A 24030-nucleotide genomic window follows, 5' to 3' on the forward strand; every position below is an offset into this window, starting at 1 on the left:
GCGCTATGAAATGTAAATTTCTAAAATTGAAGCATTTCCATCTAAAATAAATGTATTTACCTCAGCAGGAACCAAAACGGTATCTCCTTTTCTATAGAATCCTTCAAAACCTTCATATTCGATTTTAAAATCTCCATCGATACACATATACACCGTGAAAGTTTCACCTGATTTAACGATTTCAGTTTTACTTTCTAACGGAATAAAATTAGTGGTAAAATAAGGACAATCTACCACAACATTAGATGTGTTTACTTTTGCCTCATATTTCTTTTGCGTTTCTACTTTATTGTAATTTATAGCATCCAGCGCCAAATCTACATGAAGTTCTCTCTTATTTCCCTGTGCATCCGTACGGTCAAAATCGTACAAACGATACGTTACATCAGAGGTCTGTTGAATTTCAGCAACAACTAAACCCGCACCAATAGCGTGAACAGTTCCTGTTTCTAAAAAGAAAACATCACCCGCCTTTACTTTCACTTCATCTAAAATTGAAACCAAAGTTTTATCGTTTAAATGCTTCAGATATTCTTCTTTATTAGAATCTTCTTTAAATCCCACAATAATTCTGGCATCAGCATCGGCCTGCATGACATACCACATTTCTGTTTTACCAAAAGAATTGTGTCGTTCTTTGGCTAATTCATCATTTGGATGTACCTGAATCGAAAGATCTTCACGAGCATCCAAATATTTAAAAAGTAACGGAAATTGCTTTCCAAACTGACTGTAGACTTTTGTTCCTAAAATTTCGTTTGGCATTTCGGCAATAAGCTCCATTAGAGACTTTCCTTTCAAAACCCCGTTCGAAACCATACTTACATCCCCTTCAACAGCGGATAACTCCCAACTCTCACCCGTATTTTTTGAGGTGATTACTTTATTAAGAACTGTTTTTAGTTTTTCTCCTCCCCAAATTCTATCTTTTAAAATAGGTACAAACTGTAAAGGATATAATTTTATACTCATGTATTCTTCAGGCCTAAAACCTTAATTATTCTATCAGCAACCTGATATTATTTTCTATTTCTACAATACAAGCTCTTTGATTGTCTCCATTGCTTTCTCGATATGCTTTGCAGCATTCATGCTATCAAAAATCAAAATGACTACTCCATTCTTATCAATAATGTAAGTAACCCTTCCCGGCAAAAGACCAAACAAGTTATTGCGCACTCCAAAAAGATTGCGCAGCTTTTTATCCTGATCCGACAATAGTATAAAAGGCAATTGATGCTTGTGGGCAAATTTATGATGCGATTTTACACTATCGCTACTTATACCAATAACTTCGGCACCCAAATCTTTGAAATCTTCGTATTGATCTCTAAAACTACAGGCTTCAGTGGTACATCCAGGCGTATTATCTTTTGGGTAAAAATAAATCACAAGCGGCTTTCGACCCAAAACACTTTGGCTTTCAAAAACTTCTCCATGACTATCTTTTGCAGTAAAATTCGGAACTATATCTCCTATTTTTAATGACATTTATTCTTCTCCTTTATAAGTTACAAAATTGCGGTCCGTTTCATTCAAAACAATTTCTAAATCAAAATCAGGTTGAATTCTTTTTTTAATTTTATTCCATATCACAACAGCAATATTTTCAGCTGTTGGATTCAAATCCTGAAATTCCGGAACATCCAGATTCAGGTTTTTGTGATCAAACGGAACCTCTACTTCTTCTCGTATGATATCCGCTAATACTTTCACATCTAAAACAAAACCGGTTTCCGGGTCAATTTTTCCTGTAACACTTACTGTTAAACCATAATTATGACCATGAAAATTGGGATTATTACATTTGCCAAAAACGGCATCGTTTTTTTCAAATGTCCAATCTTTCCTGTGCAATCGATGTGCAGCATTAAAATGTGCTTTTCTTGATATGGTTACTTTCATTTGGGTTGGTGGTTAGTTTGGTTTAAAGTTTATGGTCTTCTAAATAATGATAAAATTCATCAAAAATTATTTTGAACCATACGGTATAAATTTGGGGTTGTCTCTGAATATCTTCTTTTACATCTTCTATTTTCATCCATTTCCAGTCTTCCACTTCTTCGCGATTGATAGCTGGATCCTCGTTGAAATAGCCAATCATAACATGATCGAGCTCATGTTCTGTCAATCCATTATCAAAAGGAGCTTTATAAATAAAATGAAAGAGCTCTTTCAAATCTGTTTTAAACCCCATTTCTTCAAACAGTCTCCTGCTTCCGGCTTCGACATTTGTCTCTCCTTCACGTTGATGACTACAACATGTATTGGTCCAAAGCAAAGGTGAGTGATATTTTTGATGAGCACGTTGCTGTAACATTATCTCATTTTTATCATTTAAGACAAAAACGGAAAAAGCACGATGCAAAACAGCCTTTTCATGCGCTTCTAATTTTGGCATTAGGCCAATTTGCTCATCTTGTTGGTTTACGAGTATTACGTTTTCTTCTATCATAGGGCTAATTGATCAAACAAAAATACGAAAAAAGAAATGGCTTGAAAATCTCAGAAGAGATTGTGAAAAGTTTAACGAGCCCTGAACTTTACAAAAAACTGACTGTCAATAAAATACAACCTCATTATTCTTCAAACCTCTTTAAAAATAAGCCTTAAAAACTGAATCCCTTTGTTTTACGTACATAATAAAAGTTAAAACATACTTAAAAAAATCTGAATTGTAAAGTAAGCGACATTTCCGGGTGAAATCTAACCGTATCTTTGAAATACAGAATTAAAGCACTCAAAAACAATGAAAACAAAAACTCAATTTCTCAGCCTTTGCTTTTTAATTCCGCTCTTTATTTTACAGGCGTGCGGACAAAACGCAAAAAAGCAAAATACAAAAACGGCACTTATGGAAAACAAAATCAGCAAGCCCGGAAATCCCTATTACTCCAACACAGACACTACTAAACTCAACGTTAGCAATGCCGAATGGAAAAAGGTGCTCCCTGAAGATGTATATGCTGTCATGCGCGAAGCCGATACCGAAAGACCCTTTACCGGAAAATACTGGAAAACGGATGAAAAAGGAACCTATTATTGTGCTTCTTGCGGCAATAAACTTTTCCGCTCCGGCGCTAAATTTGCCAGCAGCTGCGGATGGCCAAGTTTCTTCGAACAAGACAACAAAAAAAGCGTGGTTTACAAAAATGATAATTCTTTGGGAATGGAAAGAATCGAAGCCTTATGCGGACGTTGTGGCGGGCATTTAGGCCACTTATTTGATGATGGACCTCCACCAACCGGAAAACGTTACTGCATGAATTCGATTGCCCTAGACTTTATTCCTGACACTAAATAAAATTGAACATGAAAAACATATTTCTGATTGGCATTTTTGCTTTATCCCTAAACGGATTTGCACAAAATAGCAAAACAAAAGGCAGCTCAAATTTTGAAACAATTACACTTGGCGGAGGCTGCTACTGGTGTGTAGAGGCGGTTTACGAAAATTTAGACGGTGTGAAATCTGTGGTCTCCGGTTTTTCCGGAGGAAAAGTTGCCAACCCTACATACGAACAGGTATGCACAGGAACAACCGGACATGCCGAAGTAGTTCAGATTACTTATAATAAAAACATAACAGACCTTAATGAAATTTTCAAGGTTTTCTTTACCGTTCACGACCCGACTACCTTAAACCGACAAGGTGCTGATGTTGGGACACAGTATCGATCTGTTATTTTTTATAAAAATGAAGAGCAAAAAAAGGCCGCAGAAAGCATTATTGCCGAACTGAACAAAGCAAAAGTCTACAACAGTCCGATTGTAACAAAAATAGAACCTTTTAGCGTTTTTTACAAAGCTGAAGATTACCACCAGAATTACTATGCCAACAACAAAAACCAACCGTATTGCAAAATGGTAATTCAGCCCAAGATTGAAAAATTTGAAAAAGTCTTTAAAGACAAACTAAAAAAGAAATAATACTTGTTTATAAAAGGTTAACACAAGTGCCGTCCACATCCGTGGGCGGTTTTTTTATTTTTTTCTATTACAAAACACATCTCTTTTACACAACTTTCTGCTATAAAATACCAGTTTTAATTTTCACAAACCTGCCTGATACCAAACACTTTAATTTTTTATACCCTTTTAGAAGTCTTTTGAAAACTGAGAACTAATTTTACCGTAATTTGTATTCTCAAAATAATGTAAAAATGAAAGCACTTACCTTTTCTTCTTTCGGAAATTCGGATGTTTTGGACTATATTGAAATTCCGAATCCACAATTAAAAAACGATGAGATTTTAGTCGAAATGAAAGCCATCGGATTAAACTTTGCAGATGTTTACAGACGAAAAGGAAATTATCATTTAAAAGGAAACCCTCCTTTTATTGCAGGTTATGAAGGTGCCGGAATTATAGTAAACACTAACAATCATCCCGAATATAAAGTAGGCGATCGCGTGGCTTTCGCCGATGTTCCTTTTGCAAATGCAGAATTAGTCGCGGTAAATACCAACCACGTTTTACCTTTACCCGATACAATTTCGTTTGAAACTGCAGCAGCCGTTTTACTACAAGGTTTAACTGCACATTATTTAGCGACCGACAGCCACAAAACCGTAAAAGGCGAGACTGTATTGATTCACGCTGTAGCCGGCGGAGTTGGACAAATCCTCACACAAATCAGCAAACTTTTAGGAGCGAAAGTAATTGGCTTAACCTCCTCTTCAGAAAAAGCAAAAGTAGCATATGATCAGGGTGCAGATCATGTTTTCCTCTATAACGAAGACTGGAAATCCCAAATTTTCAAAACAATTGCAAATGGTGTAGACGTTGTTTACGACAGTATCGGTAGCACTTTAAACGATAGCTTTGAAGTTACGAAAGAATGCGGACAAGTGGTCTTCTTTGGAATGGCCGGAGGTGATCCGGAACCCGTAAATCCGAGAATGTTAATGGACGGTTCTAAAACGCTAACCGGAGGAGATTTATGGAGTTACTTAAATTCTAAAGAAGAAAGAATCAAAAGAGCAACTCAATTATTCAACTGGATTTCTGATGGAAAAATTAAACTTTCAGAACCAACCTCTTTCAAATTATCAGAAGGAAAACTAGCACACGATTATCTTGAAAGTCGAAAAAGCACCGGAAAGATCATTCTGATTCCTTAATTTTTTTGCCGCGAATTCCCAAATCATTTAAAATAAATTCGGGAATTCATGGCGATTTTTTTATACAAAACCCAAGCGATCCCGCTTAAATCAACTTGTCAATTCCCATTTCGGTTATTTCAGCCAATTCTAATATTCGGCTTACATCATTTTTATTTGCTACAAAGAACAAATAACTATCTCCTTTGGTATCATAACTCATTAATTCCAGATCCTGCTTTGCCAGCTCTTTTTGAATGTACGGAAACAAATCATGACTGTACGTATCTTCAGGGTATTCAAAACTAAAATCCTCTCCAATCATTTCGGATACAAAATATTCAACATCTTCGGGATCAAATTTCCAGTCACTGTGCCAGGAGTTTATTCCCTCAAAAAAGTCAAATTCATAATCATAATCTTCGTCCCCTTCCTCTATTCCAAAATTATCAAAAAGCACCTGAGACTGATCCTTCAGCAATTCTTCTTCTATTTCCCCTCTCGAAATTAATTCCAAAAACTCTCTAAAATGATTTATTGAAACTTCATCTGCCATTAAACTTTCCGCAGAAGGCCTAACAATTGTCGAGGGTAATTCAATTTCCATATACTCACAAATTCCCTGCAATACTGTTTTAAAATCTTTAAAACCTATTTCTTCAATTTGGTTTTTAGGCGCTTCAATAGCTATTGGTTCAGCTTCCAGAAGCCCTTTTGTATAATCAAAGAAATAGCTGTTAGAGTATAGTATTTTAAAATCATTTGACTCTAAACTATTGGTACAACAAAAGACGATAATGAAATTTTGCAAAACATGCTTGAGATGCTTTTTCATCTCTGACGAAGGCTCTGAATAAAATTCAATATGAAGATAATTGTATGTTGGCTCCTCCTGCATTTCTTCATCAGAAAGCGGGGCTATATTTACTTTTTTATACAATTCGTTTAAAACTTCATATGCGTTTTTGAATCCGCTTTTCTCTATTTCACTTCTCCCATCTTCATGATCAAATGAACCCGGAAAAGAGTACATCGTAGCAGAAACGGTATCATGAATTCCTTTCATTTTAAAATCCACACGACTTGACTCATTTTGCAAATAAGCATAGATAGCATCCAGAACATCAAAAGAAACAATTGATTCCGGATTGTTATTTCTTCCAAAGAAGTTAGAAAAGAAGTTTTTCATAAAAGACACTAGAATATAAAGTTAAAAATACGCCTTACAAACATACTACTTTTACTATAAAAAGCATTCTATTTTAAAGCCTCAGCAATCATTAAAGCGCATTTTTCCCCATCAATGGCTGCAGAGATAATACCACCCGCATATCCGGCACCTTCTCCACACGGATACAGTCCTTTAATTTGTAAGTGCTCATACGTTAGAGGATCTCTTGGGATTCGAACAGGAGATGACGTTCGGCTTTCGGGAGCATGCAAAATAGCTTCATTGGTCAAATAACCACGCATTGATTTTCCAAATTCTTTAAAACCTTCACGCAGAATCTGCGACAAAAATCCCGGAAAAACCTGCCCCATTTCAACCGAAGTCGTTCCGGGAACATAAGACGTTTTTGGAATATCAGTCGAAACTTTATTCTGTGTAAAGTCTACCATTCGTTGCGCAGGAACCTTCTGAGTTTCTCCAGCCAAATGCCAGGCTTTTTGTTCAATACTTTTTTGAAATTCTACCCCAGCCAAAGCTCCAAATTTTGCAAAGGGTTTAAAATCTTCCAATTTTAATTCGATTACAATCCCTGAATTTGCAGTAACCTGATCGCGTTTTGATGGAGACCAACCGTTAGTGACTACTTCACCCGGACTCGTTGCACAAGGCGCAATTACACCACCCGGACACATACAAAACGAATACATCCCACGGCCGTTCACTTGTTTTACAATCGAATAGGGCGCAGGAGGCAAATGCTCACCACGATAATCGCAGCTGTACTGAATACTGTCAATTAATTGCTGTGAATGCTCTGCACGAACTCCTAAAGCAAAAGGTTTTGCTTCTATAAAAATTTTCTTTTTGTCCAGTAATTCAAAAATATCACGCGCCGAATGCCCTGTGGCAAGAATTAATTTATTGGCCAGAATCTTGTCTCCGTTTTGAGTTACAATTCCTTCAACTTCATTATTTTTTACCAGAATATCAGTAACGCGCGTGTCAAATAAAACCTGACCGCCAAACTCTATGATTTTATTTCGAATATCTTCAATAATTTTTGGAAGCTTATTGGTTCCAATATGTGGATGTGCTTCTACCAGAATATCCTCTGAAGCTCCGAAAGCAACAAGAAGTTCTAAAATTCGGGTCACATCTCCACGTTTTTTAGAGCGCGTATACAATTTCCCATCCGAATAGGTTCCTGCTCCGCCTTCTCCAAAACAATAATTAGAATCTTCGTTTACCAAATGATCAACATTTATCGCCTTCAAGTCCCGACGACGTCCTCTAACATCTTTTCCACGTTCAAGTACAATTGGCTTTAAACCTAATTCTATTAGTTGCAGTGCTGCAAAAAGTCCGGCCGGACCCGCCCCCACAACAATTACTTCTTGTGCAGATGAAACATCTTTATACACAGGCAACTCAATTTTAGTTTCCTGAAAAGGCTCACTCTGCAAATAAATTAGGACTTTTAAATTGATTTTAATCGCTTTTTGACGTGCGTCAATCGATCGTTTCAGAATCGAAACATGTTGAATTTCTTTGGGAGAAACTTTTATTTGTTTAGACAAATGGTCTTTCAGCAACAATTCGTTTGCTGCTATTTCCGGCGTTACCTGAAGTAAAAGTTCTCTTGGCATTGTATTTTATTTATTCAAATTAGCTTTTCTATTTATGAAAAGAACATGCAAAAATAACATTTTGATCTGAGACTTTGTACCTTTGCCCCTTTGAAACTTTGTACCTATAAATAATGTCCAGAAAAATAAAACTAATTTGGGATTTCCGTGGACCCGCTTCTGCTAAAACAGCCGAGCATCATGAAATCCATTTGAAAGAATATATCGTCATCGAAAAGCTTCCTTTAAATATTACAGGATTTAAAATCATAAACGATATGCATGCGATCGCTTTTATGGTGGTTACCGACGAAAATATGATTACCGTGCGTGATGCGTTGAAACCACATCGTGGGGAGGTATTTGAAGGATAAACTAGATTTTTTTAAATCCCAAATTTCAAATTCCAAATTCCAATAAAAATTCCAAATTCCAATAAAAATTCTAAACTCCAATAAAAAAATTCCAAATTCCAAACTGAGTTAAACAATTGGGATTTGGAATTTATATCTTGAGTTTTTTTAGTCTTGGAATTTAACTTTAGTTTCAAATTCCAAACTCCAATAAAAAAATTCCAAATTCCAAACTGGTTAAGCAATTGGAATTTGGAATTTATATTTTGAATTTTAACTTTAGTTCGCGACCTCGCTGATAAACTTAATCCTCATCAGGCGCAGTTCGTCAATATCATAATCGCCATCAAACTCTTTAAGTGCATCTTCGATTTTATCGGATTCCGATTCCATGAAATAATCATGAATTTCTTCCTGCTGATCGTCATCAAGCATGTCGTCCAGCCAGTACTTGATATTCAGTTTTGTTCCCGAGTAAACGATTTGTTCCATTTCTTTAATCAAAGCATCCATGGAAAGTCCTTTTGCAGAAGCAATATCACTTAACGGTAATTTCCTGTCGATATTCTGAATGATGTATAGTTTATTGGCCGAATTGACTCCGGTAGATTTTACAACCAAATCATCCGGACGAATAATGTCATTGTCTTCAACATATCTACTGATTAAAGACACAAACTCACCTCCATATTTTTTAGCCTTTCCTTCACCTACACCATGAATATTGAACAATTCGGTTAAACTAATTGGATATTTCAAAGCCATATCCTCAAGAGAAGGATCCTGAAAAACAACAAACGGAGGTACTCCTAGTTTCTTGGCTACTTTTTTACGCAATTCACGCAACATACCCATTAAAACTTCATCGGCCGTACCTGATGATTTTGCTGCAGTTACAATAGCTTCATCTTCAGATTCATTGTATTCATGATCTTCAGACATAAGAAATGAAACCGGTTTTTTAATGAAGTTCAATCCTTCTTTAGTGATTTTCACTACACCATAAGTTTCAATATCTTTTGACAGATATCCTGCCACCAAAACTTGTCGAAGCAGAGCCATCCAGTATTTTTCATCGTGATCTGAGCCTGATCCAAAAAACGATTGTGTATCTGTTTTGTGCGCTTTAATGACCGCATTTACGCGACCAATTAAAGTAAACACAATTTCTTTTGATTTGTAAATGTGTTTGGTATCCCGAACAATTTCCAACAATTTAACGACCTGATCTTTGGCTTCAATTCTTGTTTTAGGATTGCGAACGTTGTCATCCATATCCGCACCTTCACCCGTTTCACTGTCAAATTCTTCACCAAAGTAATGCAGCAGGAATTTTCGGCGTGACATCGAAGTTTCGGCATAGGCTACCACTTCCTGCAAAAGAGCAAATCCAATTTCCTGTTCTGCTACTGGTTTTCCGGACATGAATTTCTCCAGTTTCTCTACATCTTTATAGGAGTAATAGGCCAGGCAATGTCCTTCTCCACCATCACGTCCGGCACGACCCGTTTCCTGATAGTAACTTTCAAGTGACTTTGGAATATCGTGGTGAATTACAAAACGAACGTCCGGTTTATCAATTCCCATTCCAAAGGCAATGGTTGCTACTACCACATCTACGTCTTCCATCAGGAACATATCCTGATGTTTCGCACGTGTTTTAGCATCTAAACCGGCATGATACGGCACAGCGCTGATACCATTAACTTGTAAAACTTCGGCAATCGACTCTACTTTTTTACGGCTAAGGCAGTAAATAATTCCCGATTTGCCTTTATGTTGTTTGATAAATCGAATGATATCCGACTCTATATTTTTTGTTTTTGTGCGAACTTCGTAGTACAAATTCGCTCTGTTGAATGACGCTTTGAAAGTATTAGCGTCGGCCATCTCAAGGTTTTTCAGTATATCTTCCTGAACTTTTGGAGTTGCAGTTGCGGTAAGTCCAATAATAGGCACTTTCCCTAATTGTTTGATTATATTTTTCAGATTGCGGTATTCCGGTCTAAAGTCGTGTCCCCATTCGGAAATACAGTGGGCTTCGTCAATAGCTACAAATGAAATGGGCACGCTCTGTAAAAAGGCCACATATTCTTCTTTCGTCAACGATTCAGGCGCTACATATAAAAGTTTGGTCAGACCTGAAGTGATGTCTTTTTTTACTTGGGCAATTTCTGTTTTGGTAAGAGAGGAATTTAGCACGTGGGCGATTCCGTTTTCTGAAGAAAGGCTTCGAATAGCATCAACCTGATTTTTCATCAAAGCGATCAGAGGAGAAACAACAATGGCTGTTCCATCCTGAATTAAAGCGGGTAATTGATAACAAAGAGACTTTCCACCGCCAGTTGGCATAATTACAAAAGTATTCTTCTTATCTAAAATACTCGTAATGACTTGCTCCTGCAAGCCCTTAAATTGGCTAAAGCCGAAATACTTCTTTAATTCCTTGTGTATTTCAATTTCGTTTGAATTCATTCTTTATATTAATGGATATTTTGTATAAATTTGCAACACATAAAGATACAACTTTCTTTTATACATACAAATTTTAAATATTCTGTTTTGATCACAAAAGAAAATATATTGGCGATCGCCAAAAAAACCATACTATCTGAAAGTGAAGCAATTACAAAGCTAATTGATTTTCTGGACGAAAATTTCTACGAAGCTGTCCAACGCATTTACGAAACTAAGGGCCGATTAGTGGTTACAGGCATCGGAAAAAGTGCCATTATTGCTCAAAAAATGGTCGCTACTTTTAACTCAACCGGCACGCCATCTATGTTCCTTCACGCCTCAGAAGCCATCCATGGCGACCTGGGAATGATACAAAACGACGACATTGTAATCTGCATTTCAAAAAGCGGAAACAGTCCCGAAATAAAAGTACTGGTTCCCCTATTGAAACGTTTTGGAAACATTTTGATCGGAATAACCGGAAATGTAACTTCATTTTTAGCTAAAGGTTCTGATTATGTTCTGAATACCACTGTTGAAATGGAGGCCTGCCCGATAAATCTGGCTCCAACAAACAGCACCACTGCTCAACTTGTTATGGGTGATGCTTTAGCCATTTGTTTGATGGAAATGCGTGATTTTAAACCTGAAGATTTCGCTGTTTATCATCCTGGTGGCGCTTTAGGAAAAAAATTACTCCTTCGCGTTAAAGACATGATTGAACATTCGTTAAAACCAATGGTAACTCCGGACACCTCAATCAAAAAAGCTATTTTTGAGATCTCTGAAAAAAGACTGGGGGTAACCGCAGTAATCGAAAACGATAAAATTGTAGGTATCATTACCGATGGAGACATCAGAAGAATGTTAAACGACAGAGATTCTATTGCTGATTTAACGGCAAAAGATATTATGTCTAAAAATCCTAAATTCGTATCTTCAGAAACAATGGCGGTTGACGCTTTGAATATTTTAGAAGATTTTTCGATAACACAACTTATTGTTGCTGATAATGGAGAGTACAAAGGCGTATTACATTTACATGACATTTTAAAAGAAGGAATCGTATAATGGCAAAAAAAAACCTTGGCGAGATGTCGTTTCTGGACCATCTTGAAGAATTAAGATGGTTACTGGTTAGAAGTACAATTGCAATTATGATAATGGCATTTGTAACGTATTTTGTAAGTGACTATTTGTTTGATGAAATTATCCTGGGGCCAACCAGACCTACTTTTTTTACCTATATCTGGTTTTGCGATCTGTCGCACCAGCTTGGTTTCGCTGATAGTATTTGCATTACGCAGCTGAATTTTATTATCCAAAATACGGAAATGGAAGGCCAGGTAAATATTTTTGTCTGGATGTGTATTTTGGCCGGTTTTATTTTGAGTTTTCCTTATATTTTATGGGAAATCTGGAAATTTATCAGCCCTGCTTTGTACGAGAAAGAGAAAAAAAACGCAAAAGTATTCATCTTCACCTCCTCTTTACTTTTCTTCTTAGGAGTATTGTTCGGATATTTTGTAGTTATTCCAATGTCTGTAAATTTTGTGGCTACTTTCTCCGTGAGTGATGTTGTAAAAAATCAATTCACACTGGACTCCTATATGGGTATGGTAAAAACAAGTATATTGGGTAGTGCGATCTTTTTTGAATTGCCAATCGCTATTTACTTCTTAACCAAATTGGGATTAGTAACTCCTGAATTCCTGAGAAAATACTGGAAATATGCCGTAATAATTATTTTGATTATTGCCGCAATCGTAACCCCTCCAGATGTAGTAAGCCAGACTATCGTGGCCATACCAATGTTGCTTATTTACGAAGTAAGTATTCTGATTTCTAAGATTGTTTATCGAAATAAAATGAAAGAAAATGTCTGATATCATACAAGAATTTAATGATTATCGTTCTAAAATGAACGAAAAATTATTGGCCGACAACAATAAAATTGTAAAAAGAATTTTTAACCTTGATACGAATGCTTACGCTCCGGGAGCTCTTGATGTAAAAACAAAAGAGCTTTTAGGATTAGTAGCTTCGGCGGTTTTGCGTTGTGACGACTGTGTAAAATACCACCTCGAAACCAGCCATAAAGAAGGAGTTACCAAAGAAGAAATGATGGAAGCTATGGGAATCGCAACTTTGGTTGGCGGAACCATCGTAATTCCGCATTTGAGAAGAGCTTACGAATTTTGGGAAGCTTTAGAAGAGCAAGGGAATTAGAAAATGTGCCAATTTGATAATTAGATAATGAGATAATTTTCTCAAATGCTCTAATTATTTATTTTGCACCTATTCAATCAGATGATTTTGAAAATGCAATAATTTGTTAATTCATTTATCTGATTGATTATTTTACTTTTAATTTGTCCCATCAAATTTATAAATTGAATTGAGCTAGTTTTAATTATCTCATTATCTAATTTCCAAATTATCTAATTAAAAAAAATGAAGCTAAGAGCCGATAATTTAATCAAAACCTATAAAGGACGTAGTGTTGTAAAAGGGATTTCTGTTGAAGTTAATCAAGGGGAAATCGTAGGTCTTTTAGGACCTAATGGTGCAGGAAAAACGACTTCATTTTATATGATTGTGGGATTGGTAAAACCAAACTCAGGTAATATTTATCTGGACGATCTGAACATTACCGATTATCCTATGTACAAACGTGCCCAACAAGGAATTGGTTATTTGGCGCAGGAAGCTTCTGTTTTTAGAAAATTAAGCATTGAAGACAACATCCTGAGTGTTTTGCAATTGACGAAACTATCGAAAGAAGAACAGATTGCAAAAATGGAGAGCTTAATTGAAGAATTCAGCTTAGAACACATTCGTACCAACAGAGGAGATTTACTTTCAGGGGGGGAACGTCGTCGTACGGAAATTGCCCGTGCTTTGGCAACCGATCCAAAATTTATTTTATTGGATGAGCCTTTTGCAGGAGTTGACCCGGTTGCAGTGGAAGACATTCAGAGAATTGTAGCGCAGCTAAAAAACAAAAATATTGGAATTTTAATTACCGATCACAACGTTCAGGAAACTTTGGCCATTACCGACAAGACTTACCTAATGTTTGAAGGAGGAATTTTGAAAGCCGGAATTCCGGAAGAATTGGTTGAAGACGAAATGGTTCGTCGTGTTTATCTGGGACAAAACTTTGAGCTACGTAAAAAGAAACTTGAATTTTAAGGAAGTTTTCAGTCGCAGTTTTCAGTTTTACTGTGACTGAAAACTGCGACTGAAAACTTATTATTCTACAGTAATAAACTGCAACTGCTCTAAATCTCCATTGTAGATATTCACATCCACACTGTGTTTAATTCCCGGCAAAGAAGCTTTTTCTGTAAACTGCCAAAATAGCCAGTCTTCTTCAATCTTCTCTCTGTAGAAGTTATAGTTGGCAATCCAGAATAAATATTCTCCAAATTCTTCTTTCAGGAAATCGCCATAATAACGTTCTCCGGTATAAATAATCGGACGCACCTGATAATGTGCTTCGACCTTATTCAGCCAACGTTTCAGGCCTTTTTTCAAACTGTCCAGCGACTGATTTTTAGGCAATCGTTCAATATCTAAAACGGGCGGTAAATCCCCTTTTTGCAGTTTTACGGTTTTTATAAAAAGATCGGCCTGTTCTATCGAATTTTCGTTAGGACGATAGTAATGATAGGCTCCGCGTATAATCTTGTGCTTTTTTGCCCCTAACCAGTTGTGCATAAACTGCCTGTCTACTTTATTATTCCCTGCCGTAGCACGAATAAAAACAAACTGAACCGGGTATTTTTCTTCCAAAACCTCAACTTCACCCCAATGTACGGTTCCCTGAAATTCAGAAACATCAATACCGATTACTTTCCCTTTATGATTTTCCAGAACCTGAACATTTCTAACATCTGAAAGACGTTTTTCCACAGCATCCTCCTCTAAAACTTTATTTGATTTAAAGCCAAGATAATAAGCCAGTCCATCACGATAATGATAAACTGTTGCAAAAAAAAGCAATACTAAAAAAGAATAAATGATAAAGCGAAGTCCACTTGCCAGAATCGACCTCTGAGGTTTCGATTTGCGGGAATAAGAAGTTCTTCGGGTAGTCGTTTTTCTTGCCATTCCAATAAAACTACTTTTTCAAAAACACATTATTTACCACTGAAAGCAGTACATAAATAATAATAATCAACGGAATCGCGATATAATGAAGCAACAAAAGCAAAACTACAGCAATTAGCAAAAACACGATTTGCAGCCCGTTATCTTTTAAAGTAAACTTTTTAACTTTTAATGCAAACAACGGAATTTCGGCATTCAAAATATAAGCACTGCACAAAGTAATTCCTAATAAAACCCAATGGTTGGTTAGTATTTCAAACACCAATAGAGAGTCTGAAAACTTCAAAACCATAGGCAAGCTCAGAATAAAAAGAGCATTTGCAGGTGTTGGCAAACCAATAAAAGAATCGGTCTGACGGGTATCAATATTAAAATTTGCCAATCGGTAACAAGAACCTAAGGTTACTATAAATCCTAAAAAAGGAATAAAAACAGAACCAATTACTTCATGAGGATTGGCGCTTTTCAGAAACATGGTATACATTACATAACCCGGTACCACTCCGCTGGTAACCATATCGGCCAACGAGTCTAACTGTAATCCAAGCGGACTGGAAACGTTGAACAATCTGGCAAAAAAACCATCAAAAAAATCAAAGAAGATTCCCAAACAAACCATGTAAAAAGCCATTTCGTAATTGGCTTCCGAAACAAAAACAACCGCGATACAACCGCAGAATAAATTGATTAATGTGATTAAATTAGGAATGTGTTTTTTAATATTCATGATTTATAATTTTGACAAATGTTGAACGGCAAATTTCGTATAAATAAGCGACATTAACAGAAATTTTTTCTATTAAAATGCTATTCCCTCAAAAGCATTGTAAACATTTTTATATGAAAAATTTAAGTTTTACAATAATTTGAATTAGATGACTAAAATATTATATTTTTGATAAAAATTAAAACAGACTTCGGTCTGCTAAAAAATATCCGTTGAAGAAAATCTTTGTGTTATTATTATTTTGTAGTTGCACGATTCAGTATGCACAAACCGTTCGAAAGTATTCGAATGAGTTTATGAATATTGGTGTTGACGCAGCTGCTTTAGGAATGTCGGGTGCTGTAGTTTCTTCTACAAATGATGTTAATTCCGTTTATTGGAACCCAGCCGGTCTGACGCATCTTGAAGATCATCAAATTTCGTTGATGCACGCCAATTATTTTGCCAATATTGCACAATACGACTACATTGGATATGCAAGTCCGATTGACGACAGAAGTGCCTGGGGAATCTCGATGATTCGTTTTGGAGTGGATGACATTATGGACACTACTCAGTTGATCGACAATCAAGGGAATATAGATTACAATCGAATCAGGCTGTTCTCTACTGCTGATTATGGTTTTACTTTTTCGTACGCAAGAAAATTACCCGTAGACGGTTTTCAATATGGAGTGAATGCAAAAGTAATCCGACGAGTGATTGGAAAGTTTGCCAATTCCTGGGGTTTTGGTTTTGACTTTGGACTTCAATTTGAAAGAAATGGCTGGAATTTTGGTTTGATGCTTCGCGATATTACCACTACTTACAATGTATGGAATATTAATGAAGAGGAATACAAGAAAATTGCCAATGCTATTCCGGGAGAAAACAACGAATTGCCTGAGAGCACTGAAATTACTTTACCAAAAGCGCAACTGGGAATTTCTAAAAAAATTGAATTTCACAACGATTACAGTCTTTTGGTTGCAACCAATTTAAATATGCGTTTTGAGCAAACCAATGATATTATTTCTACAAAAGCAGTCAGTATCGATCCTGCTCTGGGTTTTGAGTTTGGTTATACCGATCTTGTTTTTTTAAGAGCAGGAGCAGGAAATTTTCAAAATGTAACGCAACTAGACAACACCGAAAAACTAAACTTTCAGCCTAATATAGGGCTTGGTTTTAAGTACAAAGGTATTCAGGTCGACTATGCTTTGACAGATTTAGGAAACCAAAGTACAGCTTTGTATTCTAATATTTTTTCTTTAAAAGTAGATTTAGGTATCTTTAGATAATATTTGTTAATCCTCAAACTTCTTAACATTTTAAATTATGAAAAATGTCCTTTTCAAAAAAACACTTTTTAGTTTACTATTATTACTAAGTTTCCTGGGGTTTGGCCAGAATATACCTTTAACAAAAGAGGCTAAAATAAGTGTTATTACCTGCGGACTGGGTAATGAAAGTTATACTTATTTTGGTCATACTGCAATTCGTGTCGCTGACCCGGCTAACAACATTGATGTTGTTTACAATTATGGTAATTTTGACTTTAGAACACCCAATTTTGTTGCCAAGTTTGCAAAAGGCGATCTGCAATATTTTGTAAGCGTTCGATCCTATCCTGAATTTGTAAGCGATTATACGACTGAGAAGAGAAGTGTTTTTGAACAGGAGCTTTTGATACCTCAAAACCTAAAGCAAACACTTTTTGATAACTTAAATGCAACGGCACTCTCTGAAGATCGTTATTACACTTATAAGTTTATTGACAAAAACTGTACTTCGATGGTGGTTGATGTCATCAATAAATCGCTCAATGGGGAGGTTGTAACTAAAAAAGGAGACACAACTGAAACGTATCGATCCATTCTATTTCCTTATTTCGATGAGCATTTTTACGATCAGCTAGGAACCAGTATTATTTTCGGAACCAAAGTAGACCAAGCGGGAACCAAGATCTTTTTACCTTTCGAACTAAAAAGCAACTTAGAGAAAACTACTTTTCAAAATCATCCCTTAGTAAGCCAAAGCAAAACTGTGCTTAATTTTGAAAAAGAGAAACCAAGTTCATGGTGGAATAATATTTACACCTATCTCCTTATACTGGCTTTTGTTGTTTTGGCGCACAACAAAGTAGTCGATAAAATCTATCTTTTGATCTTATCTCTTATAGGAATCTTTTTTGTTACTATCGGATTCTATTCGCTTCATCAGGAACTGGCAATGAACTACAATGTACTTTTGCTTAGTCCGCTTTTGTTGGTATTAATCCTTTTTTCAATCTTAAAAAACAAAAGATGGACGTACCGCTTTGCTGTTATACACTTACTGTTTTTGGTAGTTTACACCATTTTCATGATCAACAAAGCACATTTCTTCATTGTTTTACCAATGATTATTACAAGCGGATTTGTTTTAGTGAGAGTCGCTATTCGAAATAAAAAACGTATTCCGATTATTATTTAAATTACTGTCCGCGATAAAACAAAACAGTCGTAATCGTTTTAAAAGTAATACTTAAATCCAGAAATATGCTGCGGTGTTTGATGTAGTATAAGTCGTATTGCAGCTTTATCAAACTCTCATCGATAGATTCTCCGTAAGAATAGTTTACTTGTGCCCAACCGGTCAGTCCCGGTTTCACAACGTGTCGTGTCTCATAAAAAGGCATGATTCGAGCTATTTCATCCACAAAAAATGGTCGTTCAGGTCTAGGGCCAATAACAGCCATATCGCCTTTTAAAACATTAAAAAACTGCGGTAATTCGTCGATTCTTGATTTACGCATCATTTTACCAAATGGAGTAATCCGTTTATCATTCGAACTAGCGAAAACAATCCCATTAGACTCTGAGTTTTCTACCATGGTTCTGAACTTATAGATTTTAAAAACTACACCGTTTTTACCTACACGCTCCTGTGTGTAAAACAAAGTTCCTTTATTCGCTACCAGATTCGTGATAAAAATAAAAGGAATAAAAAGGAAGCAAATAAGCAATCCCGTAATTGAAAACAAAAATTCTAATAGGCGAACAAAAAACAAGTACAGCTTATTGTTATTATTTCGGCTAAAGGGGAAAAATCTATAAAAATCGCGGGCTATATAATGAACCGGAATCCGTTGTGTTTTACTTTCGTAAACCTGCGTATATTCCCGAATAATATTTCCTGATTCTAATAAATGAAGTAATTGCTGGTAGAGATCGGCTGTAATTCCATCTGTTTTTTGGGAAGCAATAACAATCTCTGAAACCTGATTCCTAATTACAAACTCTTCTAAATCTTTCTTTTTAATTTCTTTAACGTAGTGGAAGTTTAAATCTTCTTCTGAGATTGCATCTGAATTTACAAAGCCAATAATTCTATAGTGCGGATCAACATTTTCAAGTCCCAAAACCAATTCTTCTACTTGGTTTTGATCACATATTAAAACTACATTTTGAGAAAAACGGTGTGATGCTAGGAAGAAGACATAAAACAAACGCCACAATAATAAAGTGCCCAGTATTGTAAAATAGAATATTACTATAACCAATCGATGTTTAGGCAATTCCGGAGATAAAACCGGCGTAAACAAATAAGCCAGACTTGAAGCTGTAGCCGTAAAAATTACACTTTGAAGAATCTGTAGCTGACTGCTGGCGACCTGCAAATTGTACATTTCGAATATTACCCCAAAAGCATATACATAACTGAGGAGCAATATTATACTTAGAAAATTGCTTTTATCAAAAACAAAGTAATTATAATGAAATAGTAAACTTAGGAGATATAATGCAGACAAAATAAAAATAATATCAAAAAGAAGAAGCAAAACTTTCCTTTCCGAAATTTCGAAATGCATTTTAGATTTTAAAAACATTTATTCTATTGTTTAGGGGCTTAAACGTGAGGCAAATGTATTATAAAAAACAGAATTTAGCTGACGGAAATTTCTTCTTTTTCAGGAATTTTAATCTGAACAAAAAGAAGCGATAATCCGTACACAAAAGCAGGCGCGGCTGTTCGCATGGCAGCGTGATTTATGGTTAATAACCAAAAAACGAAAAATGAAAAAAAGTATAAATGCTGTCGATTGTTAACATACAACATTATAGGTACAGTTAAAAGTAATACGAGTCCCAAAACACCAAATAAACCATGCTCACTTATCATACGGGTACTTTCGTTGTGTGAAGCTGCAGCTTCTCCAGAGGCTTCTTTTCTGATTTGTTTACCCATTCCAACTCCAACACCCAAAACTGGATTTTCGATGAAAAGCTTTAACTCTTCATTCATAATCTGTTCTCTGCCTCCCAAACGATCTTTCTTTTGCCTGCCTCTGGCATCCTGATTCGCATAACGTTTTTCAATAAGTCCTTTCGTCTGAAAAGAAGAATACCCCCACACTCCCATACCTAGTAGTCCAGTCAGAATAAAAACCGATACAAACTTTCTTCTTCCCCTGTTATTAGAAAAACGGTATAGAAAAAATAATAAACAAATAATCATGGCTATCGCCGTTATAATTCCTCCCCTTGAAAAGGTCACGATCCCTCGGTAAGTCAAAAAAACTAACAATGCACCATTTAAAATCATCATTTTTTTCGATTTAGAGAATAGTATCAGTTGCGTAAAAAAAATAAAGATCCCTAATCCGAGTATCGTTGAAACCTGATTTGGTCCAAACCCTCCGGAGGTCTCAAAATTAGATTGGGTCCCCGTTACCACATCTCTAACACTTGGATTGTATAAAAATAAATAAACAGTTGTACTAACGATTGGCAACCCCATTGCGATTAAAACAGTTTGCAGATCGGCAAATAAGATCTTTCTTTTATACATATAGATAGAAGATATTGCCAGACAGACCGGTCCCGATAAGTTGAAAACTAATGATTTCTTAATATCGACAGAAACACTGAAAACGGTAGAAGTAATTAAAATACCCGGAATTAATAAAATAAGAAAGAAAAAATACACAAATGCATTGGAAGAAAAATTACTGTACACCATTCCCACTAACATGAAAAAAATCACATTAATCTTTACAAACTCATTATTAAAATTTCCTCCGGTCATTCTTAAAAACACCTCCACTCCAACTAGGTAAGCTGCTACAAGAAGAACTTCGTTATTCCTATTCTTACTTCGATAAACAATAAAAAAACCGACAATTGGAATTAATAATGCGTATATTTTTGACAAAAAGGGTACAGCAAAGACAGCCAAGGCAATAGCAGCATGAATTAAAAGCAGATTGCTATAAGACAGTTTTATGTTTTTCATCCCTATTTAATATTTTTAAATCGCAAAAGTAATCAAAGATTCCAGCCATAAACGATACTCTGCAATAATACTTTTTTTACTAAAATTCAACTGAACCTTTTCATATAGTTTTAAAGCAAGTTTATCCCGTAATTTTTCATCAATAATAATTCTTTCAAGTGCTTCCGCAAAGCCATTTAGATCATTGGATTCTACAATTAAACCTTCGATCTCTGAATCAATTACTTTTGATACATCACCCACATTTGTTGCTACTACAGGTAATTTTGAGAGCCCGTATTCTAAGATAGCCAATGGAAGTCCTTCTGAAAATGACGTCAAAATACCAATCTGACTTTGCATTAATGCTGAACCGACATTATTAGTTGAACCATAAAAAAAAACTACTTCCTGTAATTCTAAATCTACAACCTTCTTTTTCAATTCTTCAGAATAGGAATCCTGAAAGTCTTTTCCAAATAAATGAAAGCTCCAATCCGGAAATTTATTTCTAATCCTATTGGCTGCATTTATTAGCAGTTCGTGATTCTTTTGCGGCCGCAAATTAGCAACACAAATAATTCTTTTCCCTTCTGATCCATTTAATACTACTTGCTCTTTTGAAATAGGAGATTCAGAGATAAAATTAGACAAATAAATAATGTCTGGGCACCATAAATAACTCTTTGCCCAATCTTTTAAAACTTCACTTACAGAGATGATTCCCGTAAAAAAAAGTGAACTTACTTTTAAAACTAAATCTTTTCTGGAGGTCAAATCTTGCGAAATTCCATAATGATCGTGCCAGATAATTTTAATTCCTGGTAAAGTTAATTTAACTAAAACCGCAATAAAAAAAGAAGAACTGTGTGCATGAATTACATCAATCTGATTCTTCTTTAAATATTTACGCAATTTGGAAACTGCATTAAAATCAATTATTTTCCTCTTCTTTAAAAATAAATAACTAACATTCTCGTCAATCTGATTGAATAACAATCCTTCTCTCCGTGATACAATTAAGCCAGAAAACTCGGCTTCACCAGCCAAAGCATTAGCATAGTTGACTGCCATGCGTTCTGCTCCTCCAGGCTCTAAAGAGTCAATTATTTGTACAATTCTCATTTTAATAATAGCTTTTTAAGTTCTGATTCAAAAAGATCTGTAGTATAATTTTGCGACCACTCAATAGCTAATTCTCTTTTTTTATGTAAATTTTGCTCCTCTTTTAACATTTCATTTATCTGATTTACATCTTTCACTAAATCCATTTCCAGCAAAACACCTCTCTGCCCATAATCTAACATAAAAGGTACACAGGAAACTTTACTAGCAATTGGAATACTACCCCAGAACATTCCTTCAGCAATAGCTTTAGGCCAGCCTTCACTTTTAGACGGTAAAATAACAAAATGGCTGTTTTGATATGCTTTTTTTATTGTGTCCTGATTTTGATTTCCATTCAAGATGACAAATCTTCCTAAATCATTTTCAGTAATATAACCTTCCAAATAAACTCGGTCCGGGCCTTCTCCGTACAAACTCAGAATTATTTTATTTCCTTTATTTATTAAATGATGAATTATTTTTAGCGCATAAACAGAATTTTTACCCGAGACTAAACTACCGACAAAAACAAAATTTAATGTACTATTGAAATCTTTTTCCTTAATGGTTGTTTTTTCAGATTCGGAGTAAGTTGCAGTAAAAAAAGACTTTATATTTTTGGATTGGTTTTCCCATTTCCCATAAACTAATACGGTCATGTTCCGAGTCAAAAAAGTATTATTTAAAATCCATTTTTGCATTTTATAGGAGAATGGCTGTTTACTTTTAGGATCCCAATTGCCCGCATATTTAGCTGTTTTACTTTTTCCGGGAAATAATATCTGAACAAAACAGCCCAATAGCCCCATATTCCCGGGACACCTCAAATGAATATGGTCGGCATTTTTCATTGCCAGAAGTAGATTCCACAAAACAATTGGCAATTTAATAATTGAAATCAAGCTATTCCTAATATCAATAAAATTAAAATTTGGAACTTGTCTAAAATCAATTTTATTGTGCTTGTATGGGATATCAATTGCGGTTCGCTCCCCTTTTTGCAGTGGGGCAACAATAAGTACTTCATCTACAAATTTAAACCAAATGTTCATTTCCCGAACATAAGGAGCATAGGCTAAAAATTCATTCTCATGCTGAATATGGACAACATGGGTTACAATTAAAAACTTCATGAGTTTACTTTTGGCTTATTAACGAATAAACTCAAAAAACCAATACTTCTTCCCAAAGCTTCGGTAAAGGCTTCTTCTTTCTTTTGTTCTGTAAGAACATTTGTAAAGCGAATTAAGATTAAAAGTACTGTTATTAAATTCCATTTTAATCGGTCTTTAAAAACTGGAGCTGGGTTTTTAACTCTCCAAACATACCATCCGTTTCTAACTACCATTTTTCCGTATTTGTATTTATTTGGGCGACCCGACTCGGCATGAAAATGAGATAAACGCGCGTTTGTATTGATTACATTTTGACCAAACTGCAAAGCTCTTAAACTAAAATCAGCATCTTCATACAAACCATATCCTTCAAAATATCCAGAAAACTTAATTTGATCTAAAACTTGTTTTTTGAATGACATGGACATTCCTATTAGTAAATCTACTTCATAAGTCTTTCCTGTCAGCGGAAATCCTGAGGTTCCGCCATGCGAATAATTTGGCATTTTACCGGATCCTAAAGTAGAGTTTAGCTTTAAGTAATTCCTAACAACGTTCCGCAAACCTTCTTTGTAATAAAACCCCTCAAACAAATAGTATTTTTTCTGATCATACAAAACGTCAGGATCCTGTTTTTTCCAACCGTACTCATTAATTGCAATCCCTCCTACGCCAGCTATAGCTGAATTTACATTGAATGTTTCGATAATCTGCTTAAAGTAATCCGGTTCTAAAACGGTATCGTCATCCAGAAAGCAAACAATTTCACAGTCTGTATTTACCTTAGAAACACCGTAGTTTCGTTGTCTTGTAAGGCCCCTATTATCTTTAGAAACCAGGAAATATTCTAAATTCTGAAACTTGTTTTCTTCTACAACAGTTTTGGTCTCATTATTAATGGAACCATCGATAATAAGGATTTGATTTGGATACAATAATTGTTTTTGAATCGACTGCAATAAAGCTTGCAATGATTCAGGGCGCATATAAGTACAAATAATTAGCGAAAAATTCATTAAATT

The 24030-nt window shown here is 35.4% G+C and carries 24 protein-coding genes; 10 read left to right on the forward strand and 14 right to left on the reverse strand.

The window, feature by feature from the left end:
- Nucleotides 1–3: 3 nt before the first annotated feature.
- From ACN1CN_RS08205 to idi, 4 genes are read right to left on the reverse strand one after another with little or no spacing between them, the layout of a single operon-like run.
- The gene (locus ACN1CN_RS08205; RefSeq protein WP_419135298.1) at nucleotides 4–972 is read right to left on the reverse strand and encodes a type I phosphomannose isomerase catalytic subunit; all 969 of its coding nucleotides are present in this window, start codon (nucleotides 970–972) and stop codon (nucleotides 4–6) included.
- Nucleotides 973–1032: 60 nt separating this feature from the next.
- A complete protein-coding gene (locus ACN1CN_RS08210) occupies nucleotides 1033–1491 on the reverse strand; it encodes a peroxiredoxin (RefSeq protein ID WP_264525266.1) in 459 nt (152 codons plus the stop codon).
- Nucleotides 1492–1905, reverse strand: coding sequence for a 6-pyruvoyl trahydropterin synthase family protein (locus ACN1CN_RS08215; protein WP_264525267.1), 414 nt, complete (start codon nucleotides 1903–1905; stop codon nucleotides 1492–1494).
- A gap of 22 nt (nucleotides 1906–1927) precedes the next feature.
- A complete protein-coding gene (idi, locus tag ACN1CN_RS08220) occupies nucleotides 1928–2455 on the reverse strand; it encodes an isopentenyl-diphosphate Delta-isomerase (RefSeq protein WP_291285000.1) in 528 nt (175 codons plus the stop codon).
- Between the two features lie 294 nt (nucleotides 2456–2749).
- Here idi and msrB point away from each other — a divergent pair, with 294 nt between their 5' ends.
- From msrB to ACN1CN_RS08235, 3 genes are all read left to right on the forward strand, one after another.
- On the forward strand, nucleotides 2750–3304 hold the full coding sequence (msrB, locus tag ACN1CN_RS08225) for a peptide-methionine (R)-S-oxide reductase MsrB (protein ID WP_419135299.1): 555 nt from the start codon (nucleotides 2750–2752) through the stop codon (nucleotides 3302–3304).
- An 8-nt stretch (nucleotides 3305–3312) separates the two neighbouring features.
- Nucleotides 3313–3930: a peptide-methionine (S)-S-oxide reductase MsrA gene (gene msrA / locus ACN1CN_RS08230; protein ID WP_419135300.1), complete on the forward strand. Its 618-nt coding sequence runs from the start codon at nucleotides 3313–3315 to the stop codon at nucleotides 3928–3930.
- Between the two features lie 233 nt (nucleotides 3931–4163).
- Nucleotides 4164–5123, forward strand: a complete 960-nt coding sequence (locus ACN1CN_RS08235) for a quinone oxidoreductase family protein (protein WP_419135301.1) — start codon at nucleotides 4164–4166, stop codon at nucleotides 5121–5123.
- A gap of 85 nt (nucleotides 5124–5208) precedes the next feature.
- Here ACN1CN_RS08235 and ACN1CN_RS08240 read toward each other — a convergent pair whose 3' ends face one another.
- Nucleotides 5209–6291 (reverse strand): DUF6630 family protein, encoded by a 1083-nt coding sequence (locus tag ACN1CN_RS08240; RefSeq protein ID WP_419135302.1) that lies wholly within the window; start codon nucleotides 6289–6291, stop codon nucleotides 5209–5211.
- A gap of 68 nt (nucleotides 6292–6359) precedes the next feature.
- Nucleotides 6360–7919 carry an NAD(P)/FAD-dependent oxidoreductase gene (locus ACN1CN_RS08245; RefSeq protein WP_419135303.1) on the reverse strand — a complete coding sequence of 520 codons (1560 nt, stop codon included), beginning with the start codon at nucleotides 7917–7919 and terminating at the stop codon, nucleotides 6360–6362.
- A gap of 113 nt (nucleotides 7920–8032) precedes the next feature.
- Between ACN1CN_RS08245 and ACN1CN_RS08250 the strand changes: the two genes are divergently transcribed.
- A complete protein-coding gene (locus tag ACN1CN_RS08250; RefSeq protein WP_419135304.1) occupies nucleotides 8033–8272 on the forward strand; it encodes a hypothetical protein in 240 nt (79 codons plus the stop codon).
- Between the two features lie 258 nt (nucleotides 8273–8530).
- On the opposite strand, the gene recQ is transcribed toward ACN1CN_RS08250, so the two are convergent.
- Nucleotides 8531–10726, reverse strand: a complete 2196-nt coding sequence (recQ, locus tag ACN1CN_RS08255) for a DNA helicase RecQ (RefSeq protein WP_291285006.1) — start codon at nucleotides 10724–10726, stop codon at nucleotides 8531–8533.
- Nucleotides 10727–10813: 87 nt separating this feature from the next.
- Between recQ and ACN1CN_RS08260 the strand changes: the two genes are divergently transcribed.
- From ACN1CN_RS08260 to lptB, 4 genes are all read left to right on the forward strand, one after another.
- Nucleotides 10814–11779, forward strand: coding sequence for a KpsF/GutQ family sugar-phosphate isomerase (locus tag ACN1CN_RS08260; protein ID WP_419135305.1), 966 nt, complete (start codon nucleotides 10814–10816; stop codon nucleotides 11777–11779).
- On the forward strand, nucleotides 11779–12594 hold the full coding sequence (gene tatC, locus ACN1CN_RS08265; RefSeq protein WP_291285008.1) for a twin-arginine translocase subunit TatC: 816 nt from the start codon (nucleotides 11779–11781) through the stop codon (nucleotides 12592–12594). The genes ACN1CN_RS08260 and tatC overlap by 1 nt, the downstream gene beginning before the upstream one ends.
- Nucleotides 12587–12937: a carboxymuconolactone decarboxylase family protein gene (locus ACN1CN_RS08270; RefSeq protein ID WP_257682795.1), complete on the forward strand. Its 351-nt coding sequence runs from the start codon at nucleotides 12587–12589 to the stop codon at nucleotides 12935–12937. The genes tatC and ACN1CN_RS08270 overlap by 8 nt, the downstream gene beginning before the upstream one ends.
- A gap of 225 nt (nucleotides 12938–13162) precedes the next feature.
- A complete protein-coding gene (lptB, locus tag ACN1CN_RS08275; RefSeq protein ID WP_007803831.1) occupies nucleotides 13163–13903 on the forward strand; it encodes an LPS export ABC transporter ATP-binding protein in 741 nt (246 codons plus the stop codon).
- Nucleotides 13904–13963: 60 nt separating this feature from the next.
- Here lptB and ACN1CN_RS08280 read toward each other — a convergent pair whose 3' ends face one another.
- Nucleotides 13964–14824: a glycoside hydrolase family 25 protein gene (locus tag ACN1CN_RS08280; RefSeq protein WP_291285010.1), complete on the reverse strand. Its 861-nt coding sequence runs from the start codon at nucleotides 14822–14824 to the stop codon at nucleotides 13964–13966.
- 10 nt (nucleotides 14825–14834) lie between these two features.
- On the reverse strand, nucleotides 14835–15551 hold the full coding sequence (locus ACN1CN_RS08285; RefSeq protein ID WP_264525279.1) for a CDP-alcohol phosphatidyltransferase family protein: 717 nt from the start codon (nucleotides 15549–15551) through the stop codon (nucleotides 14835–14837).
- Nucleotides 15552–15847: 296 nt separating this feature from the next.
- Between ACN1CN_RS08285 and ACN1CN_RS08290 the strand changes: the two genes are divergently transcribed.
- Complete coding sequence (locus tag ACN1CN_RS08290; RefSeq protein WP_419135433.1) at nucleotides 15848–16831, forward strand: PorV/PorQ family protein; 984 nt, start codon at nucleotides 15848–15850, stop codon at nucleotides 16829–16831.
- A gap of 37 nt (nucleotides 16832–16868) precedes the next feature.
- Nucleotides 16869–18005 (forward strand): DUF4105 domain-containing protein, encoded by a 1137-nt coding sequence (locus ACN1CN_RS08295; RefSeq protein ID WP_419135306.1) that lies wholly within the window; start codon nucleotides 16869–16871, stop codon nucleotides 18003–18005.
- A 1-nt stretch (nucleotide 18006) separates the two neighbouring features.
- On the opposite strand, the gene ACN1CN_RS08300 is transcribed toward ACN1CN_RS08295, so the two are convergent.
- The 5 genes from ACN1CN_RS08300 to ACN1CN_RS08320 are packed head-to-tail and all read right to left on the reverse strand — an operon-like array spanning nucleotide 18007 to nucleotide 24024.
- Nucleotides 18007–19401: a sugar transferase gene (locus ACN1CN_RS08300; RefSeq protein ID WP_419135307.1), complete on the reverse strand. Its 1395-nt coding sequence runs from the start codon at nucleotides 19399–19401 to the stop codon at nucleotides 18007–18009.
- 56 nt (nucleotides 19402–19457) lie between these two features.
- On the reverse strand, nucleotides 19458–20807 hold the full coding sequence (locus tag ACN1CN_RS08305) for an O-antigen ligase family protein (RefSeq protein WP_419135308.1): 1350 nt from the start codon (nucleotides 20805–20807) through the stop codon (nucleotides 19458–19460).
- 15 nt (nucleotides 20808–20822) lie between these two features.
- Nucleotides 20823–21911, reverse strand: a complete 1089-nt coding sequence (locus ACN1CN_RS08310; RefSeq protein WP_419135309.1) for a glycosyltransferase — start codon at nucleotides 21909–21911, stop codon at nucleotides 20823–20825.
- Nucleotides 21908–23026: a glycosyltransferase gene (locus ACN1CN_RS08315; protein ID WP_419135310.1), complete on the reverse strand. Its 1119-nt coding sequence runs from the start codon at nucleotides 23024–23026 to the stop codon at nucleotides 21908–21910. Before ACN1CN_RS08315 ends, ACN1CN_RS08310 begins: the two co-directional genes overlap by 4 nt.
- Entirely contained in the window at nucleotides 23023–24024 is a 1002-nt protein-coding gene (locus ACN1CN_RS08320; RefSeq protein ID WP_419135311.1) for a glycosyltransferase family 2 protein, read from the reverse strand. The genes ACN1CN_RS08315 and ACN1CN_RS08320 overlap by 4 nt, the downstream gene beginning before the upstream one ends.
- Between the last annotated feature and the right edge of the window lie 6 nt (nucleotides 24025–24030).

Source organism: Flavobacterium sp. T12S277, from assembly GCF_048514875.1.
Classification (GTDB): domain Bacteria; phylum Bacteroidota; class Bacteroidia; order Flavobacteriales; family Flavobacteriaceae; genus Flavobacterium.

What these genes read in the sequence shown, in the direction of transcription:
- ACN1CN_RS08250 (WP_419135304.1), top strand. Translation starts at nt 8,033, where the DNA reads ATGTCCAGAAAAATAAAACTAATTTGGGATTTCCGTGGACCCGCTTCT.
- ACN1CN_RS08205 (WP_419135298.1), bottom strand. Translation starts at nt 972, where the DNA reads ATGAGTATAAAATTATATCCTTTACAGTTTGTACCTATTTTAAAAGAT.
- tatC (WP_291285008.1), top strand. Translation starts at nt 11,779, where the DNA reads ATGGCAAAAAAAAACCTTGGCGAGATGTCGTTTCTGGACCATCTTGAA.
- ACN1CN_RS08290 (WP_419135433.1), top strand. Translation starts at nt 15,848, where the DNA reads ATGAATATTGGTGTTGACGCAGCTGCTTTAGGAATGTCGGGTGCTGTA.
- ACN1CN_RS08300 (WP_419135307.1), bottom strand. Translation starts at nt 19,401, where the DNA reads ATGTTTTTAAAATCTAAAATGCATTTCGAAATTTCGGAAAGGAAAGTT.
- ACN1CN_RS08320 (WP_419135311.1), bottom strand. Translation starts at nt 24,024, where the DNA reads ATGAATTTTTCGCTAATTATTTGTACTTATATGCGCCCTGAATCATTG.
- lptB (WP_007803831.1), top strand. Translation starts at nt 13,163, where the DNA reads ATGAAGCTAAGAGCCGATAATTTAATCAAAACCTATAAAGGACGTAGT.
- ACN1CN_RS08295 (WP_419135306.1), top strand. Translation starts at nt 16,869, where the DNA reads ATGAAAAATGTCCTTTTCAAAAAAACACTTTTTAGTTTACTATTATTA.
- ACN1CN_RS08215 (WP_264525267.1), bottom strand. Translation starts at nt 1,905, where the DNA reads ATGAAAGTAACCATATCAAGAAAAGCACATTTTAATGCTGCACATCGA.
- ACN1CN_RS08240 (WP_419135302.1), bottom strand. Translation starts at nt 6,291, where the DNA reads ATGAAAAACTTCTTTTCTAACTTCTTTGGAAGAAATAACAATCCGGAA.
- recQ (WP_291285006.1), bottom strand. Translation starts at nt 10,726, where the DNA reads ATGAATTCAAACGAAATTGAAATACACAAGGAATTAAAGAAGTATTTC.
- ACN1CN_RS08315 (WP_419135310.1), bottom strand. Translation starts at nt 23,026, where the DNA reads ATGAAGTTTTTAATTGTAACCCATGTTGTCCATATTCAGCATGAGAAT.
- msrB (WP_419135299.1), top strand. Translation starts at nt 2,750, where the DNA reads ATGAAAACAAAAACTCAATTTCTCAGCCTTTGCTTTTTAATTCCGCTC.
- msrA (WP_419135300.1), top strand. Translation starts at nt 3,313, where the DNA reads ATGAAAAACATATTTCTGATTGGCATTTTTGCTTTATCCCTAAACGGA.
- ACN1CN_RS08235 (WP_419135301.1), top strand. Translation starts at nt 4,164, where the DNA reads ATGAAAGCACTTACCTTTTCTTCTTTCGGAAATTCGGATGTTTTGGAC.
- ACN1CN_RS08280 (WP_291285010.1), bottom strand. Translation starts at nt 14,824, where the DNA reads ATGGCAAGAAAAACGACTACCCGAAGAACTTCTTATTCCCGCAAATCG.
- ACN1CN_RS08245 (WP_419135303.1), bottom strand. Translation starts at nt 7,919, where the DNA reads ATGCCAAGAGAACTTTTACTTCAGGTAACGCCGGAAATAGCAGCAAAC.
- idi (WP_291285000.1), bottom strand. Translation starts at nt 2,455, where the DNA reads ATGATAGAAGAAAACGTAATACTCGTAAACCAACAAGATGAGCAAATT.
- ACN1CN_RS08270 (WP_257682795.1), top strand. Translation starts at nt 12,587, where the DNA reads ATGTCTGATATCATACAAGAATTTAATGATTATCGTTCTAAAATGAAC.
- ACN1CN_RS08210 (WP_264525266.1), bottom strand. Translation starts at nt 1,491, where the DNA reads ATGTCATTAAAAATAGGAGATATAGTTCCGAATTTTACTGCAAAAGAT.
- ACN1CN_RS08285 (WP_264525279.1), bottom strand. Translation starts at nt 15,551, where the DNA reads ATGAATATTAAAAAACACATTCCTAATTTAATCACATTAATCAATTTA.
- ACN1CN_RS08305 (WP_419135308.1), bottom strand. Translation starts at nt 20,807, where the DNA reads ATGAAAAACATAAAACTGTCTTATAGCAATCTGCTTTTAATTCATGCT.
- ACN1CN_RS08310 (WP_419135309.1), bottom strand. Translation starts at nt 21,911, where the DNA reads ATGAGAATTGTACAAATAATTGACTCTTTAGAGCCTGGAGGAGCAGAA.